At 62.9% G+C, this 20038-nt stretch carries 21 protein-coding genes; 16 read left to right on the top strand and 5 right to left on the bottom strand.

The annotated features are described in order from the left end of the window. The first annotated feature begins 263 nt into the window (after positions 1-263). Complete coding sequence (gene msrB / locus AADW22_RS04530; protein WP_407474334.1) at positions 264-758, top strand: peptide-methionine (R)-S-oxide reductase MsrB; 495 nt, start codon at positions 264-266, stop codon at positions 756-758. Continuing rightward, positions 758-1147, top strand: coding sequence for a DoxX family protein (locus AADW22_RS04535; protein ID WP_386169882.1), 390 nt, complete (start codon positions 758-760; stop codon positions 1145-1147). The genes msrB and AADW22_RS04535 overlap by 1 nt, the downstream gene beginning before the upstream one ends. Here the strand turns inward: AADW22_RS04535 and hrpB are convergent. Then, the gene (gene hrpB / locus AADW22_RS04540) at positions 1121-3535 is read right to left on the bottom strand and encodes an ATP-dependent helicase HrpB (RefSeq protein ID WP_407474335.1); all 2415 of its coding nucleotides are present in this window, start codon (positions 3533-3535) and stop codon (positions 1121-1123) included. The two genes, AADW22_RS04535 and hrpB, sit on opposite strands and share 27 nt — an antisense overlap. Before the next feature lie 110 nt (positions 3536-3645). On the opposite strand from hrpB, the gene meaB reads away from it, so the two are divergent. Further along, a complete protein-coding gene (gene meaB, locus AADW22_RS04545) occupies positions 3646-4617 on the top strand; it encodes a methylmalonyl Co-A mutase-associated GTPase MeaB (RefSeq protein WP_005851619.1) in 972 nt (323 codons plus the stop codon). Here the strand turns inward: meaB and AADW22_RS04550 are convergent. From AADW22_RS04550 to fsa, 3 genes are all read right to left on the bottom strand, one after another. Further along, complete coding sequence (locus AADW22_RS04550) at positions 4614-5561, bottom strand: tyrosine recombinase XerC (RefSeq protein ID WP_260004869.1); 948 nt, start codon at positions 5559-5561, stop codon at positions 4614-4616. The genes meaB and AADW22_RS04550 overlap by 4 nt on opposite strands. Then, on the bottom strand, positions 5558-6265 hold the full coding sequence (locus tag AADW22_RS04555) for a DUF484 family protein (protein WP_037943304.1): 708 nt from the start codon (positions 6263-6265) through the stop codon (positions 5558-5560). The genes AADW22_RS04550 and AADW22_RS04555 overlap by 4 nt, the downstream gene beginning before the upstream one ends. A gap of 248 nt (positions 6266-6513) precedes the next feature. Then, positions 6514-7167, bottom strand: a complete 654-nt coding sequence (gene fsa / locus AADW22_RS04560; protein WP_009826101.1) for a fructose-6-phosphate aldolase — start codon at positions 7165-7167, stop codon at positions 6514-6516. Positions 7168-7285: 118 nt separating this feature from the next. On the opposite strand from fsa, the gene AADW22_RS04565 reads away from it, so the two are divergent. From AADW22_RS04565 to AADW22_RS04580, 4 genes are all read left to right on the top strand, one after another. After that, positions 7286-9481: a primosomal protein N' gene (locus AADW22_RS04565; RefSeq protein ID WP_407474336.1), complete on the top strand. Its 2196-nt coding sequence runs from the start codon at positions 7286-7288 to the stop codon at positions 9479-9481. Between the two features lie 143 nt (positions 9482-9624). Beyond that, positions 9625-10857, top strand: coding sequence for an MFS transporter (locus AADW22_RS04570; RefSeq protein ID WP_037965038.1), 1233 nt, complete (start codon positions 9625-9627; stop codon positions 10855-10857). Between the two features lie 59 nt (positions 10858-10916). Then, complete coding sequence (locus AADW22_RS04575) at positions 10917-11789, top strand: 50S ribosomal protein L11 methyltransferase (protein ID WP_005851631.1); 873 nt, start codon at positions 10917-10919, stop codon at positions 11787-11789. Positions 11790-11898: 109 nt separating this feature from the next. Further along, positions 11899-12246, top strand: coding sequence for a hypothetical protein (locus tag AADW22_RS04580; RefSeq protein ID WP_037943314.1), 348 nt, complete (start codon positions 11899-11901; stop codon positions 12244-12246). Between the two features lie 133 nt (positions 12247-12379). Here the strand turns inward: AADW22_RS04580 and AADW22_RS04585 are convergent, their stop codons facing one another. Further along, positions 12380-12598, bottom strand: a complete 219-nt coding sequence (locus AADW22_RS04585) for a DUF1127 domain-containing protein (RefSeq protein ID WP_005851636.1) — start codon at positions 12596-12598, stop codon at positions 12380-12382. 330 nt (positions 12599-12928) lie between these two features. Here AADW22_RS04585 and ruvC point away from each other — a divergent pair, with 330 nt between their 5' ends. From ruvC to tolB, 9 genes are all read left to right on the top strand, one after another. Next, positions 12929-13435 (top strand): crossover junction endodeoxyribonuclease RuvC, encoded by a 507-nt coding sequence (gene ruvC / locus AADW22_RS04590; protein ID WP_009826106.1) that lies wholly within the window; start codon positions 12929-12931, stop codon positions 13433-13435. Then, positions 13432-14100: a Holliday junction branch migration protein RuvA gene (gene ruvA / locus AADW22_RS04595; RefSeq protein ID WP_037943315.1), complete on the top strand. Its 669-nt coding sequence runs from the start codon at positions 13432-13434 to the stop codon at positions 14098-14100. The genes ruvC and ruvA overlap by 4 nt, the downstream gene beginning before the upstream one ends. 49 nt (positions 14101-14149) lie before the next feature. Continuing rightward, positions 14150-15169, top strand: coding sequence for a Holliday junction branch migration DNA helicase RuvB (ruvB, locus tag AADW22_RS04600; protein ID WP_037944909.1), 1020 nt, complete (start codon positions 14150-14152; stop codon positions 15167-15169). Positions 15170-15216: 47 nt separating this feature from the next. After that, entirely contained in the window at positions 15217-15840 is a 624-nt protein-coding gene (locus tag AADW22_RS04605) for a hypothetical protein (protein WP_407474337.1), read from the top strand. Beyond that, positions 15837-16223, top strand: a complete 387-nt coding sequence (gene ybgC / locus AADW22_RS04610; RefSeq protein WP_005851645.1) for a tol-pal system-associated acyl-CoA thioesterase — start codon at positions 15837-15839, stop codon at positions 16221-16223. Before AADW22_RS04605 ends, ybgC begins: the two co-directional genes overlap by 4 nt. A 132-nt stretch (positions 16224-16355) precedes the next feature. Beyond that, positions 16356-17051, top strand: coding sequence for a protein TolQ (gene tolQ, locus AADW22_RS04615; RefSeq protein ID WP_407474338.1), 696 nt, complete (start codon positions 16356-16358; stop codon positions 17049-17051). 3 nt (positions 17052-17054) lie between these two features. After that, complete coding sequence (gene tolR, locus AADW22_RS04620; RefSeq protein WP_005851648.1) at positions 17055-17534, top strand: protein TolR; 480 nt, start codon at positions 17055-17057, stop codon at positions 17532-17534. Positions 17535-17536: 2 nt separating this feature from the next. Next, complete coding sequence (locus AADW22_RS04625; RefSeq protein WP_407474339.1) at positions 17537-18706, top strand: energy transducer TonB; 1170 nt, start codon at positions 17537-17539, stop codon at positions 18704-18706. Beyond that, the gene (tolB, locus tag AADW22_RS04630; protein ID WP_005851653.1) at positions 18703-20025 is read left to right on the top strand and encodes a Tol-Pal system beta propeller repeat protein TolB; all 1323 of its coding nucleotides are present in this window, start codon (positions 18703-18705) and stop codon (positions 20023-20025) included. Before AADW22_RS04625 ends, tolB begins: the two co-directional genes overlap by 4 nt. Positions 20026-20038: the final 13 nt, after the last annotated feature.

The raw sequence follows: 20038 nt of genomic DNA on the forward strand, positions 1-20038 counted from the left end.
TTCTACTTCCGTGTATTTCCACAACTCAGGCCGACACTGGTTGCAAGCCCATGTCGCTGAGGGACCGTGCCGTGTTTTTGGCGCGGTTTGGTAACGAGTTTGTTGGCGTGGAACCATGCATTCCGCCAACGGGTTTATCCAGTATCGGCACCTCGCGTGCCTTGTAACGAGTACCGCCGGATGTCAGCGCCACGCGCGACGTCCGGCGGCCCTTTCAACAGACATCCAATCTATCCGCAGTACCGCAACCTTAAGGGGGCATTATGAAACGCCGGAATTTCCTGAAATGCACAACGATGACGATGGCGGCCTTGCCGTTTGGCGTAGGCGCGGCGGCGCAGGCCGGGACCGTGGCACCGGGCGACTTTGAAGTCAGCCGCACCCCTGCCGAATGGCGCGCGCAGCTGGGCGATGACGCATATGCCGTCCTGCGCGAAGGGGATACCGAACGCGCATTTACCAGCCCGCTGAACGATGAGGTCCGCAAAGGCGTGTTCCATTGCAAGGGTTGTGATCAGGCGCTTTATAGCTCCGAGACCAAGTTCAAAAGCGGCACCGGCTGGCCAAGCTTCTTCGCCCCGCTGGACGATGCTGTCGAAACGATGCCGGACAAGGGATTCTTTACCACGCGGACCGAGGTGCATTGCGACCGCTGCGGCGGCCATCTGGGCCATGTGTTCGATGATGGTCCTGCACCCACGGGCAAACGCCACTGTATTAACGGTTTGGCGATGACCTTTAAGCCCGCCGCCGCCTGATGCAGCGGGTTGAGAGGATTGCGATTTACACGGGCCGCCTGCTTTTGGCGGCCCTTTTCGTCGCGGGATTCGTGCAAAAGCTCGTGGACCCTGCAGCGGCGCAGGGTTTGCTGTCGGATCGCGGATTGCCCGTGTTCCTCGTCTGGCCCGCGATGCTGTTCAACGGCGTGGCGGCGATCAGCCTGATCTTCGGTCTCTGGCTCGCCCCCATGAGCGCAGCACTCGCGCTTTATTGTATGGCAACGAGCATCTTCCACTTCATACCTGATGACCCGTGGCAGATGTCGATCTTTGTCAAGAACTGGGCGATTGCGGGCGGATTACTGGTACTCGCAGGGCACGCTGCGCAACACCGTCGGGGCTCAGGTGCCGCGGGGTTTGGCCCGTAGCGTCGGATCGGCCTGCGTCGGGTCTTCGGGCCAAGGGTGGCGCGGATAGCGGGCGCGCATGTCCTTGCGCACATCAGCATAGGATCCGGCCCAGAACCCCGGCAGATCGGTGGTCACCTGCACGGGTCGCTGCGCGGGGGACAGCAGCGTGATCTGCAAGGGCTGCCCTGCGATCATGGGGTGACGGGTGGTGCCAAAGACCTCTTGCAGACGCAGGGCGATCTGGGGCTGCGTTTCGCTATAATCAATTGCGATCTTGCGCCCCAGCGGCGTGGTGAAATGCGCAGGCGCGGCACGATCAAGCGCTTGCTGGTCGTCCCAGCTCAGCCGCGCGGTCAGGGCAGGCAGCAGGTCAAACGCCTTCCAGTCGGCGGTGCTGCGGACACCTGTCAGATGACCGGGCAACCAATCCTCCAAGGTCTCAAGCAGGTGATCCTCGCTGAAATCGGGGAAATCATCGCCCATCAGCCGCGCCCGCGCCAGAAACAGCGCCGCCGTTTTGCCGGGCATCAGTCCCAGCTGCCGCACCCCGTCGAGCATGGCCTGCGCTATGTCTTCGGCGGGGGCGTCGGACCACGCCCTGTCGTCCAGCACCAATGCACCAAAACGTTCCTGCTGCCGCGCCAGCACGCGGCCCTCGCGGCGGGACCAGACGCAGAGTTTATGCCATCCGATTTGATCCGCGAAGCTTTCACGCAGATCGCTGTCGGACAGGCGCGCGGCTTGGCGAATGCGTGCTTCTCGCGGGTCGCCGTCAAGATCGGTCGCCACCAGCAAGCGTTCCCCCGCCAGCGGATCACTCTCGGGCAGGATCGCGCCTTTGCCGCCCGACATAACGTATCGCGGCGCGTCGCCCTTGCGCCGCAGCGCCACCCTATCGGGGTAGGCAAGGGCCGCCAGCACCCCCAGCGTATTGGGGCCGTCACCGGTTTGCCCTCTGGCCAGCCGTTTGGCGTCTTGCTTGATGCGTGAAAGGGCAGCGTGGTTGACCTCGGCCGGGACGCGCTTGCCCGCGACCGCATCCAGACGCAGCGCCAGATCGACAGAGCCGCCGCGCAAGGGGTCACGCTCCGACAGGATCGCGGCCAGCGTCGGGGCGCTGTGCCCGCCTTTGGCGACCATATGCGCCAGACGGGGATGCAGCGGCATCTTCGCCAAGCTGCGGCCATGCTCTGTGATCCGACCCGTCGAATCCAGCGCCCCCAGCATGTGCAGCACGGCCTGTGCTTCGGCCAGACGGCCTGCATGGGGCGGGGTCACGAACTTCAGTTCATCGGCCTGCGCCCCCCAGACCGCGAGCTCTAACGCGAAGGCGCATAGATCGCCGGCCTCTATCTCGGCGGGGGGGTAGGCGGCCAGCGCGCCTTCCTCGCCGCGGGTCCAGAGTTTGAACGCGGCCCCTTCCGACACACGCCCGGCACGGCCCGCGCGCTGCGTCGCTTCGGCGCGGGTCACGCGGTCGGTGATCAGCCGCGACATACCAGAGGACGGATCGAACTGCGCCCGCCGCGCGCGGCCCCCGTCCACCACGATCTGCACCCCTTCGATGGTCAGCGAGGTTTCCGCGATAGAAGTCGCGAGCACGACCTTGCGGCCTGTTTTGGCCGGTGCAATCGCAGCGCGCTGCGCTTTGAAGTCCATCGCTCCGAACAGCGGGGCGAGCGTGCAATCGGCGGGCAGCCGTCCCGCCAGCGCGCTTTCAACCCGTCGGATTTCACCTTCGCCGGGCAGGAACACCAGCGCCGATCCGGGGGCGGTATCCAGCGCGTGTAACACCAGATCAGCGACTGCCTGCTCGAACCGTTGTTTGCCTACGGGCCGGTCCAGCCAATGGGGCGTCACCGGAAAGCTGCGCCCTTCGGAGGTGACCACCGGAGCCTGCATCAGCGCAGCGACGGGGGCGGCGTCCAGCGTGGCGGACATGGCGACGATCAACAGGTCATCGCGCAGCGCTTCGGCCACCTCTAGACAAAGCGCGAGGCCCAGATCCGCGTTCAGGGATCTTTCGTGGAATTCGTCAAAGATCACCGCGCCGACACCGGGCAGGTCGGGGTCGTCTTGCAGCATGCGGGTCAGAATGCCCTCGGTCACGACCTCGATACGGGTGGATTTGCTGACGGCGCTGGCACCGCGGACGCGAAAGCCCACGGTTTGCCCCGGTTCTTCGCCCAAGGTCGCAGCCATGCGTTCGGCAGCTGCACGCGCGGCAAGGCGGCGCGGTTCCAGCATCAGGATGCGGCCGTTGGTCAGCCCCGCGTCCAACATCGCCAGCGGCACGCGCGTGGTCTTGCCTGCACCGGGGGGCGCTTGCAGCACAACACGGCCCTGACCGCGCAGCGCGTCAATCACCTGCGGCATCACATCATCAATGGGAAGGGTAAAAGCCATACGCGTGGTTATGGGCGAAACCCGGCGCGGGGCCAAGACCCGGCCTGCGGTCTGGACATTTGCGCCGCCGGGATCGAAACATGGGCCAAAGGGCGTGAGGGGCAGAACCTATGAACATCGACGATCTGGCAAAGGGTATCGCAGCAGGGGAGCGCCGCGCGCTGGCGCGGGGGATCACCTTGATCGAATCCGGTCGCGAGGATCACCGTGCGCAGGCGACAGAGCTGCTTGCCGCGCTGCCCAAGGGGCGCGAAGCGCTGCGTATCGGGTTGTCGGGGACGCCGGGGGTGGGGAAATCCACCTTTATCGAAAGCTTCGGCATGATGCTGATCGGGCGCGGGCTCAAGGTCGCGGTGCTGGCGATTGATCCGTCCTCTTCGCGTTCGGGCGGGTCGATCTTGGGGGATAAGACGCGGATGGACCTCTTGTCGCGCGAACGCGATGCCTTCATCCGCCCGTCGCCCAGCCAGACGCATCTGGGCGGCGTGGCCCGCCGCACCCGCGAGGCGGTGACCCTGTGCGAGGCCGCAGGTTTTGACGTGGTGCTGATCGAAACGGTCGGTGTCGGCCAGTCAGAGACGGTGGTGGCAGAGATGTCCGATGTTTTCATGCTGTTGCTGGCCCCTGCGGGCGGGGACGAGCTGCAAGGCGTCAAGCGCGGCATCATGGAGATGGCGGATATCATCGTGATCAACAAAGCCGATGGGGATTTGAAACCCGCCGCGTCGCGGACCTGTGCCGATTACGCCGGTGCCCTGCGGTTGCTGCGCAAACGGCCGCAAGACCCCAAGGGGTTTCCCAAGGCGATGATGGTCTCAGCGCTGGAGGAAAACGGGCTGGACGAGGCATGGGCAGAGGTAGAGGCGCTGACCGAATGGCGCCGCGCCGAAGGGTTCTGGCAACATGCTCGTGCCGCACAAGCCCGCTATTGGTTTGAACAGGCGGTAAAGCAGGCGTTGCTTGCGCAGTTGGAAAAGCCCAAGGCCAAGGCGGCGTTGACCGAGCTTAGCGATCGTGTGGCACAGGGGCTGGCGGACCCCACCAAAGCCGCGCAGGATTTCGTCACCCAGCTGGACCGTTAACTGCCGCCGCCCGCCTTGGGGTGGGCGCGGTTATAGACATCCATCAGACGCGCGGTATCGACAGCCGTATAGGCCTGCGTGGTCGAGAGCGAGGCATGGCCCAAAAGCTCTTGGATCGCACGCAGATCGCCCCCCGCATCCAGCAGATGCGTGGCAAAGCTGTGGCGCAGCGCGTGGGGTGTGGCGCTGGCAGGCAGGCCAAGCTGCATCCGTGCATCCGCCATCACCTGCGATATCGCCCGCGCCGCCAAAGGCCCGCCGCGCATTGCGCGAAACAGCGGCGCATCCCGTTCCTTCCCAAAGGGGCAGACGCGCAGATAGGCATCCACGGCATCGCGCGCCGCAGGGAGCACGGGCACCACCCGTTCCTTACCGCCCTTACCGATGATACGCAGCACCTCGGGCAGGGGCGCGTCGGCCCCCTTGAGGCCAAGCGCTTCGGATATCCGCAGCCCGCACCCCCACAGCAGGGTCAGAACCGCCACATCCCGCGCGGCGACCCAGGCGTGACGCGACTGCATTTCCACGCTGTCGATCATCGCCTGAGCGGCATCAATCGCCAAGGGGCGGGGCAGCTTTTTGGGAAACTTCGGCGATCTGGTCGACAGCACCGCGGTAGGCTCGAACCCCTCGCGCTCTGCCAGCCAGCGATAGAACGCCTTGACCGCCGACAGCTTGCGCGCCATCGACCGTGGCCCGACATCCCCACTGCGGGTCTGTGCCATCCAGGCGCGCATGTCTGAGATGGTGATCTTTGACAGCGCGCCCAAGCCTTGGCTGTCGCCCTTATGCAGCGTCATGAACGCAAGGAAATCGACCAGATCCCCCTGATAGGCGGTGATCGTGTTCTCGGCAGCCCCTTTCAGGGCGCGTTGATGGTCCAGCCAGCTTTGCAGGGCGTCCCGCGCGGCGGGGCTGATCAAAAGCGCGTTTGCCCCGCTCAAGACAGCCAGCGGCGCATCGTCCGCTCGAACACGCCAGCGAAGAAGCCCAGCAGATCGGTGCCCTGTTGCGGGCTGAACATATGCGGGTCTTCGGAGCCAAGGATCAGCAGGCCCGGCAACCGGCCCGCGCCAAAGTTCAGTTTCAGGCAGGCTTCCGACCGGATCCAATCCGCCGCGCCGCCGTAGATATGTTCGGGGCTGTGCTGCACACCGCGCAGGGTCACCTGACGCACCGTGCCGCCGCGCCCGTTCGACAGGTAGTCGTCGATAAACCCCGGTTCGGCGACGTTCAGCACATCGCCCAAGCGTTTGATCGCGGGATCATCGTCATTCTCGGCAGATTCCAGCACCAGCCGCACAGCGTCGACCCGCAGGATATCGGCAACCTCGCCCCCGAGATCCTTGAGGAAGGGTTCGAAGTCTACAGGGTCAAGCATGCGCAGTATCGCGCGGTGGATCTGGTTGGTCCCCGCAAGGTTTTCATAGGCCGCGGCGATCACGTTGCGGTGCGTGTCCTCAAGCCGGTCCAGACGGGTTTCCAGCCGGTCCATGGCGATGCCGCGCAGATCGACAATATTGCCCCCCATCGCGCGTTCATTCGCGGCGATCAGGGCCTGCATCACGTCGTTGTCGTCAAGAATGACGTCGGGCTGTGAAATAATCGCTTCCCGAAGGGAATCTTCGATCTTGTGGTTACTGCTCATGCGGGTCTCTTTTTATATTTGGCACTGACATAGCATGCGCGTCAGGCTAAATCTGCTTTTTTCTTTTGGCGTATGGCTGGTTTTTCGGCATCAAACCGCCCGCTCGCCGCGCATGGACGGGGCAGAGGTAGGGCGAGGCTGCTGCGGTTTGCTGCGAGGGCACGGGCCAACTACGGGCACATGCAGATCGTGGTGGGCACGCGCAGCCTGTGACGCGCGTGCCCCTTTGTCGTCGCCGTAAGGCGGGATCAGAGGATGTTCTGACCTGTCTTTGCCCAATCGGCCATGAAGGTCTCGAGCCCCTTGTCGGTCAGCGGGTGCGCGGCCAGCTTCTTGATCACTTCTGGCGGGGCGGTCATGACATCGGCACCGATACGCGCGGCATCCAGCACGTGGTTCACGGTACGGATCGACGCGGCGAGGATTTCAGTCTCGAACCCGTAGTTGTCATAGATCGTGCGGATGTCCTGGATCAGGTCCATACCGTCAAGGTTGATGTCATCCAGACGCCCGATGAATGGCGAGATGAACGTGGCACCGGCCTTGGCGGCGATCAATGCCTGGTTCGCCGAGAAGCAGAGCGTGACGTTGACCATCTTGCCTTCGTCCGACAGCACTTTACAGGCTTTCAGACCGTCCCATGTCAGGGGCAGCTTCACGGTGATGTTTTCCGCGATCTCGGCCAGTTTGCGGCCTTCGGCGATCATGTCGTCCGCTTTGGTCGCGACAACTTCGGCAGAGACGGGGCCGTCGACCAGATCACAGATCTCTTTCGTGACTTCCAGAATGTTGCGGCCGGATTTCAGGATCAGCGACGGGTTTGTTGTCACCCCGTCTACCATGCCCAGATCGTTCAGCTCGGCGATGGCATCGATTTCGGCGGTATCTACGAAGAATTTCATGTTACGTCCTTCAGGTTGGAATAGGCAGCAGGAATGGCTATGTCTGTCGCCTAGGGCTTTAGCGCATCATCCGCCAAGCTGGAACCCTAATTCCCGTAACCCCGTTCCGGAGCGATTGGTGAAACCGCCAGAATTTTTTCATGCAAATGAGCTGGTGGCCGTGATGACCACCCAGCCGCTGGGCCGTGCGCTGGATTACAAAGCGCCCGAAGGTGGCTGCCATATGGGGGCCTTCGTCGAGGTGCCTTTGGGCCCGCGCAAGGTGATCGGTGTCGTCTGGGGCGCTGGGCAGGGGGATTACGATCTGTCCAAGATACGGTCGGTGATCCGCGTGCTCGATGCGGCCCCCATGCGCGAAGAACTGCGCAGTTTTCTGACCCGTGCCGCCGCCTATACGCTGACGCCGATGCCCGCGATGCTGCGGCTGGCGACGCGTGCGCCGGGGTTGGGCGACCCGCCGTCGATGCGCAAGATTTACCGGCGCGGGGAGGGGGAGCCTGACCGGATGACCGACGCGCGCCGTCGCGTGCTCGAAACTCTGGCGGAGTATGGCGACCTTTCGTTCACGCTCAAGGAGCTGGCCGAGATGTCGGGGGTGACGGCGTCGGTGATCAAGGGGTTGGTGACCCAGGGCGCAGTGCTGGAACAGGACAGCCCGCGCGATCTGCCGTTCATGCGCATGGACCCGAGCTTGCCCAGCAAAGAGCTGACGGAGGATCAGGCCTCGGCCTCGGCGCTTCTGGCGGCGGGGGTGGCCTCGGGCGCATATGGCACCACCTTGCTGCGGGGCGTGACCGGATCGGGCAAGACCGAAGTCTATCTGGAGGCCGTGGCCGCCGCGCTGAAATCGGGCAGGCAGGCTTTGGTGCTGCTGCCGGAAATCGCGCTGACCGAACAGTTCTTGCACCGTGTGCAGGCGCGGTTTGGCGCAAAGCCTGCGGAATGGCATTCGGGTGCCACCATGACAGAGCGGCGTCGCATCTGGAAAATGGTCGGGCAGGCACAGGCTCAGGTGGTGATCGGTGCGCGGTCGGCGCTGTTTCTGCCGTTCCAGAACCTTGGTCTGATCGTCGTCGACGAGGAACATGACACCTCCTACAAGCAGGAAGAAGGCGTGCTGTATAACGCCCGTGACATGGCGGTGCTGCGGGCGTCGATCTGCGGGGCGCAGGTGGTTCTGGCCTCTGCCACACCATCGTTGGAAAGCTGGGCCAACGCCGAGGCGGGCAAATATACGCGGGTCGAGCTGACATCGCGCTTTGGGCCGGCGGTGATGCCGACGATGGGCGCGATCGACATGCGCAGCGAAGGCCTGCCGAGCGATAAATGGGTGTCGCCCACGTTGAAGGTCGAGGTCGACAAGCGGCTGGAACGGGGCGAGCAGGCGATGCTGTTCATCAACCGCCGCGGCTATGCGCCGGTGACCCTGTGCCGCGCCTGCGGGCATCAGATCGGCTGCGATCACTGCGATGCGCGGATGGTCGAACACCGCTACCTCAAACGGCTGGTCTGCCACCAATGCGGCGAAAGCAAGCCCATGCCCGAGGTCTGCCCCTCGTGCGAGGTCGAAGGCAAGCTGGCTGCCGTGGGGCCGGGGGTGGAACGTCTGGGCGAAGAAGCCGCCGCCCTTTGGCCCGAGGCGCGGGTCGCGACGCTAAGCTCGGACATGTACGGTTCGGCCCGCGCGCTCAAGGCCGAGATTGCAGGGATCGCCGACGGGGCGGCGGATATCATCATCGGTACGCAGCTGGTTGCGAAGGGGCACAACTTTCCCAACCTCACACTGGTGGGGGTCATCGACGCGGACCTGGGGCTGATGGGATCGGACCTGCGCGCGGCAGAACGAACCTATCAGTTGATGCGGCAGGTGGCGGGGCGCGCCGGACGGGCCGAGGCTCCGGGCACCGCGCTGTTGCAGACCTTTCAGCCGGATCACCCGGTGATCCGCGCCATTCTGGCAGGGGATGAGGAGGGGTTCTGGAAAGCCGAAGCCGGAGAGCGCCGCCACGCCGGCGTGCCGCCCTATGGCCGGATGGCGGGCATCATCCTGAGCGGCCCCGATGTGGCCACGCTGTTTGATGCGGGCAACCAGCTGGCGCGGCAGGATGCGCCCCTGCGGGCCGTCGGCGCGCAGGTCTATGGGCCCGCGCCCGCGCCAATCGCACGGGTGCGCGGGCGCCATCGGGTGCGGCTGTTGGTCAAGGCCGAAAAGGCCGCCCCCTTGCAAGAGGCATTGGCGAAATGGGTCGCACAGCTGCGGTTGAAGAATGATGTGCGCATCGCCGTCGATATTGACCCGCAGAGTTTTTATTAGCGGTGCGACGCGCTTGCCCCTGTGGGGCAAGGGCCTTCGGCGAGGATTTTGGGCCATTTGGAAGCTGCGGTTGCGCGGAGCATGGGCGTGAGGCGGGTGATTTGATCTCGTCAAGGGGCAGGAACGGGGGTAAGGAATTGCCCATGACCCAATATGTGACCCTTGAAGATGCCAAGCATCAACCGTTCTGGCGCCGCCCCGTGGCGCTGCTGTTCCTGATGGCGCTGGCGATGCCCATTGCCTTCAACACATGGTCGGCGCTGCTGAATAACTTTGTGATCGAGGTCGCCGGGTTCGACGGATCAGACATCGGGTTGCTGCATACGGTGCGCGAGATACCGGGCTTTCTGGCGGTCGGCGTGATCGCGATTATCCTGTTCGTGCGCGAACAGGTATTGGGGTTGGTATCGCTGGTGCTGCTGGGGGTGGCGACGGCGCTGACCGCGTGGTTCCCGTCGATGGGCGGTATCCTGACGATCACAATGCTCAGCTCTATCGGGTTTCACTATTACGAGACGGTGAACCAGTCGCTGCAGTTGCAGTGGCTCAAGATCGAGGACGCGCCCCGCATGATCGGCTGGCTGATGGCGGCGGGGTCGGCGGCGACGCTGGTGGCCTATCTGGCGATCATGGCGCTGTGGGATACCTTGTCGCTGTCCTATAACATCGTCTATCTGATTGGCGGCGGGGTGACGGCGGTGATCGCGCTGGTCGCGTTGCTGGCCTATCCGCAGTTCGAGGCCCCGACACCGCAGGTCAAGAAGATGGTGCTGCGCAAGCGGTACTGGCTGTATTATGCGCTGCAATTCATGTCTGGCGCGCGGCGGCAGATTTTTGTCGTTTTTGCGGGCTTCATGATGGTCGAACGCTTTGGGTTTGATGTGCATGAAATCACCCTGCTCTATCTGATCAACCTGATCGCCAATATGATCTTTGCCCCGCTGATGGGCCGTGCAGTCGGCTTCTTTGGCGAACGCCGCACGTTGAGCTTTGAATACATCGGGCTGATCATCGTGTTTCTGGCCTATGGCGGCGTCTATTATCTGGGCTGGGGCGTGGTGGTGGCCGCGACGCTTTATGTGCTGGATCACATGTTCTTTGCGCTGGCGCTCGCGCTCAAGACCTATTTCCAGAAGATCGCGGACCCTGCCGACATTGCGCCGACAGCGGCGGTGGCCTTTACCATCAATCACATCGCGGCGGTGTTCCTGCCTGTGGGGCTGGGGCTGCTGTGGCTGATCTCGCCCGCGGCGGTGTTTTTCCTTGCGGCGGGGATGGCGCTGGTGTCGCTGTTGCTGTCGCTGATGATCCCGCGCCATCCCGTGCCGGGCCACGAGACGATCTTTTCCAATCCGCTGCCGGCCCCGGCCGAGTAGCACCCCCTGACATAGCCGGATGTCGCGCGGCGATATCGGCGATCCTGACGGAGTTTCCCATGCCAACATTCACAGCTTTGACGACCCTTGAAGGACGCAAGCCCGCCTATGCTTTGGGCGAGGCGATGGAGCGGCTGGTGCCCGAACCCACCGGTGTCGGCGTTTTCGAGATGGAAGACGGCTCGGGCCTGTGGGAAGTCGGCGGCTATTTCGAGGAACGCCCGGATGAGACAGCGCTGGCGGTGCTGGCGGCCTCTATGGGGGCGAAGGAATTTGTCGTGTCAGAGCTGCCGGAAACCGATTGGGTCGCCCATGTGCGCCGCGAGCTATCGCCGGTCGAGGCAGGGCGGTTCTTTGTTTACGGCAGCCATGACGCGGACAAGGTGCCCGAAGACTGCGAACCGTTGTTGATCGAGGCGGCAATGGCCTTTGGCACCGGGCACCACGGCACCACATTAGGCTGCTTGCGCGCGTTGGACCGTTTGGCGAACGGCGGCATGGTCGGGCAGAACGTGGCAGATATTGGCTGCGGTACAGCGGTGCTGGCGATGGCGGCGGCGCGCATCTGGCCGAACCCCGTGTTGGCCAGCGACATCGACGAGGTTGCCGTCGACGTGGCCCGCGCCAATGCGGCCGCGAATAATCTGGCCGACCGTTTGATCTGCGTCGAGGCAGCGGGGTTTGACCATCCCGAACTGGCATCGCGCGCGCCCTTCGATCTGGTATTCGCCAACATCCTGAAAGGGCCGTTGGTCGCACTTGCCCCCGATATGGCCGAGGCGCTGGCCCCCGAGGGCTATGCGATTCTATCTGGTATTTTAAACGAACAGGCGGATGACGTGATCGAGGTTTATGCGCAATCCGGCATCAATCTTGTCAACCGAGAGGTGATTGGTGACTGGACCACGCTGACTGTCCAGAAAATGCCATAATCTTTGTCACTTTTCGCCACGAACAAGGTCGAAATGCAGAGAATTTGACACATTCTTGCTTTATTATGATCTTGCGAGAGGTGGGGGCCTTTAGCGACTAGAGGCTGCCATGGTTGATGCTCGTCAACAATTTGGGACACGCGTAAAGAGTTTAGAGAGTAAGAACGTCAAGCTCGCGCGGGGCTATTACACCACCATCCGTGCCGACGGGCTGGTTGTCGCGCGGCCGGCGCGGCGCGGCCTGCGGGTACCGACCAAATTACTGGTCGCGTTGGTGGCCCTGTTCGTCTGCTTCAAAGGGTTCGTTCTGGCGGCGATCGGCCCCACGGCCTATGACAGCAGGCTGGACAGTTTGGCGCAGGGCACCGTGATCGAACAGGCGGGGGCTTGGGTTTTGCAGGTCGATCCGGTGACGCAAACGCTTGCCCGTAAGCTGGGGCCGGTCTTTCGCGGATAGGGACGCTGCGGGACGGTGGCCTGCACCGTCATATTTCACTGTCGTGGAATAAATGAAGCCACGCAGATCATTCAGATGTGCGTGGCTTGTGCTTTGGGTTGGCAGCCCCTTGGGCGCTATGAAACATCGACCCTTAGCGGATGAAGTGGTTCATTGCGACGCGTTCGATGTCGCCACGGACCAGACCGATATCGTCGAGTTCACGGTCGGACAGCGCGGACAGGGCGTTGCGTGTGACCCGTGCGTCGTTCCATTTGATGATGCTGCCGACAACGTCGCCAAGATGCGCGAAAAAGCGGTTAACAGCTGCGGCGGTGCCGTAGGTGGTTGGGGTATTATAGTAAACAGCCATTGGAGCCATCCTTGAATAAAGAAAAGCCGGATAATCCGGCGGTGCGCTGTGCAATTAGGCAGAATGAAAACACTTCACAACACCCACCGGCGCATGTGTGTTCTGCGTTTGCTGCATAGCAGCATTTGGCGGTTTAACGCTTATGCATAAGGGGTTTGCCGCCATTGACGCCGGGGTCGTTTTCAGTGGCTTGAGCGTCGCAACCCGCCCCGAAATTCAGGTTCCAGATTGAATTGTGACTTTTGTGTGGCGCGGTGCAAAAACCTTGGTGGATGTTCGCGTTTCGTGCTACTGCCTTGGAAAAAGAAAATTCTTGAGGATAATGGGCATATGATACGGGTAATCGGCATTGATCCGGGCTTGCGCAATATGGGCTGGGGCGTCATCGACGTGGCCGGCAGCCGCATCACGCATGTGGCGAACGGCATTTGTCAGTCCGAGGGGGCCGATCTTGCTACGCGTCTTTTGTCGCTCCATGCGCAGTTGACGCGCATCATGGTGACCTATCGACCCGATGCCGCGGCGGTGGAACAGACTTTTGTGAACAAGGATGGTGCCGGGACGCTCAAGCTGGGGCAGGCGCGGGGGATCGCGATGCTGGTGCCTGCGCAGGCGGGGCTGGCGGTGGGTGAATATGCACCCAATACGGTCAAGAAAACGGTCGTTGGCGTCGGCCACGCGGATAAGGGGCAGGTGCTTCATATGGTACGCATGCAATTGCCGGGGGCAGAGATTGCCGGCCCCGATGCCGCGGATGCCTTGGCGATCGCGATCTGTCACGCGCATCACGGGGGGGCGTCGACCTTGGCGCAGGCCGTCGCAAGGGCAAGCGCATGATTGGCAAGATCACAGGACGTATTGATTATCGCGCGCCGGACCATCTGCTGATTGACGTGCGTGGTGTTGGTTATCTGGTCTATTGCTCTGACCGGACAATGGCTGCGCTGCCCGGCGTGGGCGAGGTGGTGGCGCTTTTCACCGATCTGGTGGTGCGCGAAGACCTGATGCAGCTTTTCGGCTTTCAGACATTGGCGGAGAAGGAATGGCACCGGCTGCTGACCTCTGTTCAGGGGGTGGGGGCCAAGGCCTCGCTGGCCATTCTGGGCGCACTTGGGCCAGATGGTGTCAGCCGCGCCATCGCGCTTGGGGACTGGAACGCGGTCAAAGTGGCCAAGGGCGTCGGTCCCAAGATCGCGCAGCGCGTGGTGCTGGACCTCAAGGATAAGGCACCGGGGGTGATGGCGATGACCGGTTCGCTGGCCGAGGCGCATGGCGAGGTCGAGGCCGCAGCAGAGGTGATCGAAACCGCTGCCCCCAAACGCCGCCCCGTGGCCCCGCCGAACCAGTCCGCGCAGGCAGAGGCGCTGTCGGCGCTTGGCAACCTCGGCTATGGTCCGGGCGATGCGGCAGGGGCCGTGGCGCAAGCCGCCGGAGAGATGCCAGAGGCCGACACCCCGCAGTTGATCCGCGCGGCGTTGAAACTGCTTGCCCCCAAAGGATAGGATGCGCATAGCCGCGTGGCCGTCCGTATGAACCTTGCTTGGATATTTGATGATCGACAGTGACCCAACTTTGCGGCCGGACCCGCAGCCCGGTGATATAGACCGCGCCCTGCGCCCGCAGATGCTGGATGAATTCGTCGGTCAGGCCGAGGCGCGGGCCAATCTCAAGGTGTTCATCCAATCCGCCAAGCAGCGGGGCGAGGCGATGGACCACACGCTGTTCCACGGCCCGCCCGGATTGGGGAAGACCACGCTGGCGCAGATCATGGCACGCGAGCTGGGGGTCGGGTTCCGCATGACCTCTGGCCCTGTGCTGGCAAAGGCGGGCGATCTGGCGGCGATCCTGACCAACCTCGAAGCCCGCGATGTGTTGTTCATCGATGAAATCCACCGTCTGAACCCAGCCGTGGAAGAGGTGCTGTATCCCGCGTTGGAAGACTTTGAACTGGACCTCGTGATCGGCGAAGGCCCCGCCGCGCGCACCGTGCGCATCGAATTGCAGCCCTTCACGCTGGTTGGCGCGACAACGCGCATGGGACTGCTGACCACGCCGCTGCGCGACCGTTTCGGCATCCCGACGCGTTTGCAGTTCTATACCGAGGATGAGTTGTTCATCATCGTCGATCGCAATGCCCGCAAGCTGGGGGCCCCCGCCGATGAGGGGGGCGCACGCGAGATCGCCAAGCGCGCCCGTGGCACCCCGCGTATCGCGGGCCGTCTGCTGCGGCGCGTTGTGGATTTCGCCGTGGTCGAAGGCGACGGCCGCGTGACCCGCGCGCTGGCGGATATGGCGCTGACCCGTCTTGGCGTCGACAAGCTGGGGCTGGACGGGGCCGACCGCCGCTATCTGCGTCTGATCGCCGAGAATTATCAGGGCGGACCGGTCGGGATCGAAACCATGTCGGCGGCGCTGTCTGAATCCCGTGATGCGCTGGAAGAGGTGATCGAGCCGTACCTGCTGCAACAAGGGCTGATCCAGCGCACGCCGCGGGGACGGATGCTGGCGCAGAAAGCCTGGTCGCATCTGGGGATGGCACCGCCCAAACCCCAAAGCGATTTGTTTGGCTGAGGGCGGGGAAGCCTTCGGCGAGGATTTAAGACCATTTGGAAGTTGAGATGACACCACAAGAGATCGAAGCGCTGTTTACCCGAAGCGACGACAGCTATGCCTTTGCCCGCTGGGGCCGCCCGTTGGCGCCTGTCGTCTTTGGCGTGGATGATGCGACGCTGACCGTGGTCAAAAGCGCGATCGAGGCGGTCTGTCAGTTGGCGGGGCACAGCATGTCAGAGACCGACCCCGAGCTTGGCAGCAATCTGATGATGTTCTTTTTCAAGGATTGGGCAGAGCTGTTGGAGGTGCCCGATCTGGACCGTCTGGTGCCTGATCTTGCCCCGCTGGTGGAAAAGCTGGATGCGGCGGGGGCCAATCAGTATCGTCTGTTCCGCTTTGACGAGTCAGGTGCCATCAAGGCATGTTTCGTCTTTCTACGCATGGACGAGCAGCTGAGCGCGATGCCCGCGCAAGCCCTGGCACTGGGGCAGATCGTGCAGTCTTTCTTGCTGTGGTCTGATACTGCGTTCCGCGAGGTGTCGCCACTTGCTCTGCACGAGGGGGCGACGATCCTGAAGCCAGAGGTGGCGGCACTGTTGCGTGCGGCCTATGACCCCGTGATGCCCGTGGCAGCGCAAGACCCGTCTCATGCACTGCGTTTGTTCGCGCGGGTGGGGGGGGCGCAATGACCCACCATCTGCCGATCCGCGTTTACTATGAAGACACCGATATGGCGGGGATCGTCTATTACGCGAATTACCTGCGCTATATCGAACGGGCGCGCAGTGACTGGGTGCGCGAGATGGGAATTGACCAGCTGGCCATGAAGGCCGAGGGCGTGGTCTTTGCCGTGCGGCGGGTAGAGGCGGATTACATTCAGCCTGCGGTCTTCGACGATATGCTTGATGTAGAGACATGGGCCACGTCGATCACTCCGGCCCGCATGGTGATGCAGCAAGAGGTCAAACGCGGCGATACGGTTCTGTTTCGGGCGGTGGTCACGATTGTTTGTATCGCGGCGTCAGGCAAACCCTGCCGATTGCCAGCGAAACTTCGCTCAATCCCCGTTTAGCAGGCGGATTGGCCCCATAATCCTAGCAATAGATATTGCACTCGGCTAAGCTTGTGCCAAATAGCGCCTTGGAAAACAGGGCCGTTGAGGCAGATGAAGCCCCTTTTGGGCGCAACAAAAAGAGCAGAACCGATGGAAGCAGAAACGCTGGCGGCGGCAAGCGAGATTGATTTCTCGCTCTTGGGTCTATTTCTCCGCGCAACGATTACCGTAAAACTCGTGATGATCATGCTGATCGTCGCGTCCTTCTGGTCGTGGTCGATCATCATTCAGAAGATGATCCAGTACCGCCACGCCAAAGCCGAGGCAGAGCGGTTTGACCAAGCATTCTGGTCGGGCGAGCCGTTGGACGGGTTGTATGACACGATCGGGCCGGATCCGGATGGGGCCGCAGAAAAGATTTTCGCCGCCGGTATTACGGAATGGCGCCGGTCGCACCGCGAGGATGGCGGGCTGATCCCCGGTGCCACCGCGCGGATCGACCGCAGCATGGATGTGGCGATTGCCAAAGAGGCAGAGCGTCTGCAAAAGGGCTTGCCTGTGCTGGCGACCACAGGGTCCACCGCGCCATTTATCGGTCTGTTCGGGACCGTGTTCGGGATCATGAACTCTTTCATCGAGATCGCGGCCCAGCAAAACACCAGCCTCGTCGTCGTCGCCCCCGGTATTGCCGAAGCGCTTCTGGCCACAGGCATCGGCCTTCTGGCGGCTATTCCCGCGGTTATCTTCTATAACAAGCTGAGCGCGGATTCAGACCGTATTCTGGGCGGCTACGAAGCCTTTGCTGATGAATTCGCCACCATCCTCAGCCGTCAGCTGGATAGCTAAGCCATGGCAGGTGGGGTGATGAAAAAGCAGGGCGGGGGTGGCCGTGGCCGCCGTCGCGGCCGTGCGCAGCCGATGGCAGAGATCAACATCACGCCGTTCGTTGACGTGATGCTGGTGCTCTTGATCATCTTTATGGTCGCGGCACCTTTGCTGACCGTTGGCGTGCCGGTCGAGCTGCCCAAAACAGCGGCCACCGCCCTGCCGTCCGAGCAGGAGGAGCCGTTGACCGTGACCGTTCTGGCGGACGGGTCCGTGCAGATCCAGAAGACAGAAACCGGGCGTGATGATCTGGTTGCCAAGCTGCGTGCCATTTCGGCGGAGCGTGCGAGCGACCGCGTGTTCCTGCGTGCGGATGGGGCTGTGCCCTATGCCTCGATTATGGAAGTCATGGGGGCGCTGAACGCAGGTGGCTTTAGCAACATTGGTCTGGTGACTGAAACCGGCGGGCCGAAGTTGGACGGCACAGGCGCGTCAGGCGGGTAACCATGCACAAGGGGCATTACATCTCTGGCGCGGGTCACTTGGGGCTCATCGGCTGGTTATTGCTGGGGAATATCTTTACCTCGCACAGCGACCCTGTGGAGATGCAGGAGGTGTCGGTCATCTCTGCCGCGCAATATGACGAGATGGTCGCCGCAGCGCAATCCGCGCAGGCGGAGGCCGCAGCGCAGCCTGAGCCTGCCCCTGAACCGGAACCTGCCCCCGAACCGGAACCGACCCCTGAGCCTGCGCCGGAGCCCGAGCCCGCCCCGGAACCCGTGCCTGTACCAGAGCCTGAACCCATCGCACCGCCCCCCTCGGAGGACGTGAGCGATCAGGCCCCCGAGCTGCCCGAGCCGCCTGCCGATGTCGCCGTTCTGACGCCAGAGGAAGCACCCGTCGCCGTGCCGCGCCCTGTAGAGCGTGTGGCCCCCGAACCCGTAGAGGCCCCGGATCCCGAGGCGCGCACCGATGATGTGCTGCGCGAGGCCGCGACACCGGATGCGCCGGCAGAGAAGGTCGTGGAAGAGGCACAGGAAGCCACCGCCCCCGAAGAGGCGACGACGCAGATTGTGACCGAAGCAACGGAAGCGCCCAAAGCGTCGCCGACCCAATCCGCACGTCCTCCGGCCCGCCGCCCCACACCTCCTGTGCCGCAGGTGGCAGAGGCCCCCGCCGAGACGCCGAAACCCGAAGCGCCAAAGCCCGCCACACCGAAGCCGGAAACACCCAAGCCCGAGGCTCCCAAGCCGACGCCCGAACCGACAACGGATAAGGACGCCGTGGCAGCCGCCCTCGCCGAGGCCATGGGAGAGACCGACGCGCCTGCAACGCCGGCGGCACCCTCTGGCCCGCCATTGTCGGCTGGCGAGAAAGAATCGCTGCGCGTGGCGGTATCGTCGTGCTGGAACGTGGGGTCCCTTTCCTCTGAGGCATTGCGCACTACTGTAGTGGTGAGTGTCGCAATGAACCAAGATGGCACGCCACAGACCAATTCGATCAAGATGACCAGCAGTTCGGGCGGATCACAGGGGGCTGCCAATCAGGCGTTCGAGGCCGCACGGCGGGCAATTATCCGCTGCGGCGCGCGCGGGTATCAGCTTCCTGTAGAAAAATTCGGTCAATGGCAGAATATTGAGATGACCTTTAATCCTGAAAGGATGCGCATCAAATGATTGTACGAATTCTGAGCCTCTGTCTCGCGCTTATCGGCGGTGTTGCCTCGGTCGCGCAGGCGCAGGATGGACCATTGCGGATCGAGATTACCGAAGGTGTGATTGAACCCTTGCCATTTGCCGTGCCCAGCTTTCAGCCCGAAAGCGGGGACGCGGGGCAGATGGCCGTTGATCTGGCGCGGGTCGTGTCCGAAGATCTTGTCGGTTCTGGTCTGTTCCGCGAAGTACCGGCAAGCGCCTATATCTCGACCGTCAGCGATTTCAACGCGCCGATCCAATATGCTGACTGGAAGGCGATCAACGCGCAGGCGCTGATCACTGGTGCCGTCAGTGTCTCGGGCAATACGTTGAATGTGAAGTTCCGTCTGTATGACGTATTTTCGGGCGCTGAACTGGGGTCGGGCTTGCAGTTTTCGGGCACGGTCGATGGCTGGCGTCGCATGGCGCATAAGGTGGCCGATGCCGTCTATTCGCGTATCACGGGCGAAGGGGGCTATTTCGACAGCCGCGTCGTCTATGTCTCCGAGACGGGGCCCAAGGACGATCGCGCGAAACGGCTGGCTGTGATGGATTACGATGGGGCCAATGTGCGCTATCTGACCGACAGCTCGTCCATCGTGCTGGCACCGCGGTTCTCGCCCTCGGGGGATCGTATTCTCTACACCAGCTACGAAAGCGGCTTCCCGCGGATCTATGTGCTCGACATCGGGTCGGTGCAGCGTCGCGTGCTGGAAAGCGCCGAAGGCACCATGAGCTTTGCGCCGCGGTTCTCTCCGTCCGGCAATACGGTTGTCTATTCGCTGACCCAAGGCGGGAACACGGATATCTACACGATGGATATCAACACCGGCCAGTCGACACGGCTGACCAACACGCCTGCAATTGAAACCGCGCCCAGCTATTCGCCGGACGGCAGCCGGATCGTTTTCGAAAGCGACCGTTCGGGGTCGCAGCAGCTCTATATCATGCCAGCAACAGGCGGCGAGGCTACGCGGATCTCGTTTGGCGAAGGGCGCTATGGCACGCCGGTCTGGTCGCCGCGCGGCGATCTGGTGGCCTTTACCAAGCAGAACAAGGGCCGGTTCCACATCGGCGTGATGCGGCTGGACGGGTCGGAAGAACGTCTGCTGACCGCGTCGTTCCTGGATGAAGGCCCCACATGGGCCCCCAACGGCCGCGTCATCATGTTCGCGCGGGAAACCCAAGGGGCAGGCGGGGCGTCGTCGCTGTATTCGGTCGATATCTCGGGCCGGAACCTCAAGCCTGTGCGCACCCAAGAGGGCGGATCGGATCCGTCTTGGTCGCCGCTTCAGAAGTAAACAACAGCCATAG

It is taken from the genome of Sulfitobacter sp. PM12 (genome assembly GCF_045586035.1).
Classification (GTDB): domain Bacteria; phylum Pseudomonadota; class Alphaproteobacteria; order Rhodobacterales; family Rhodobacteraceae; genus Sulfitobacter; species Sulfitobacter pontiacus.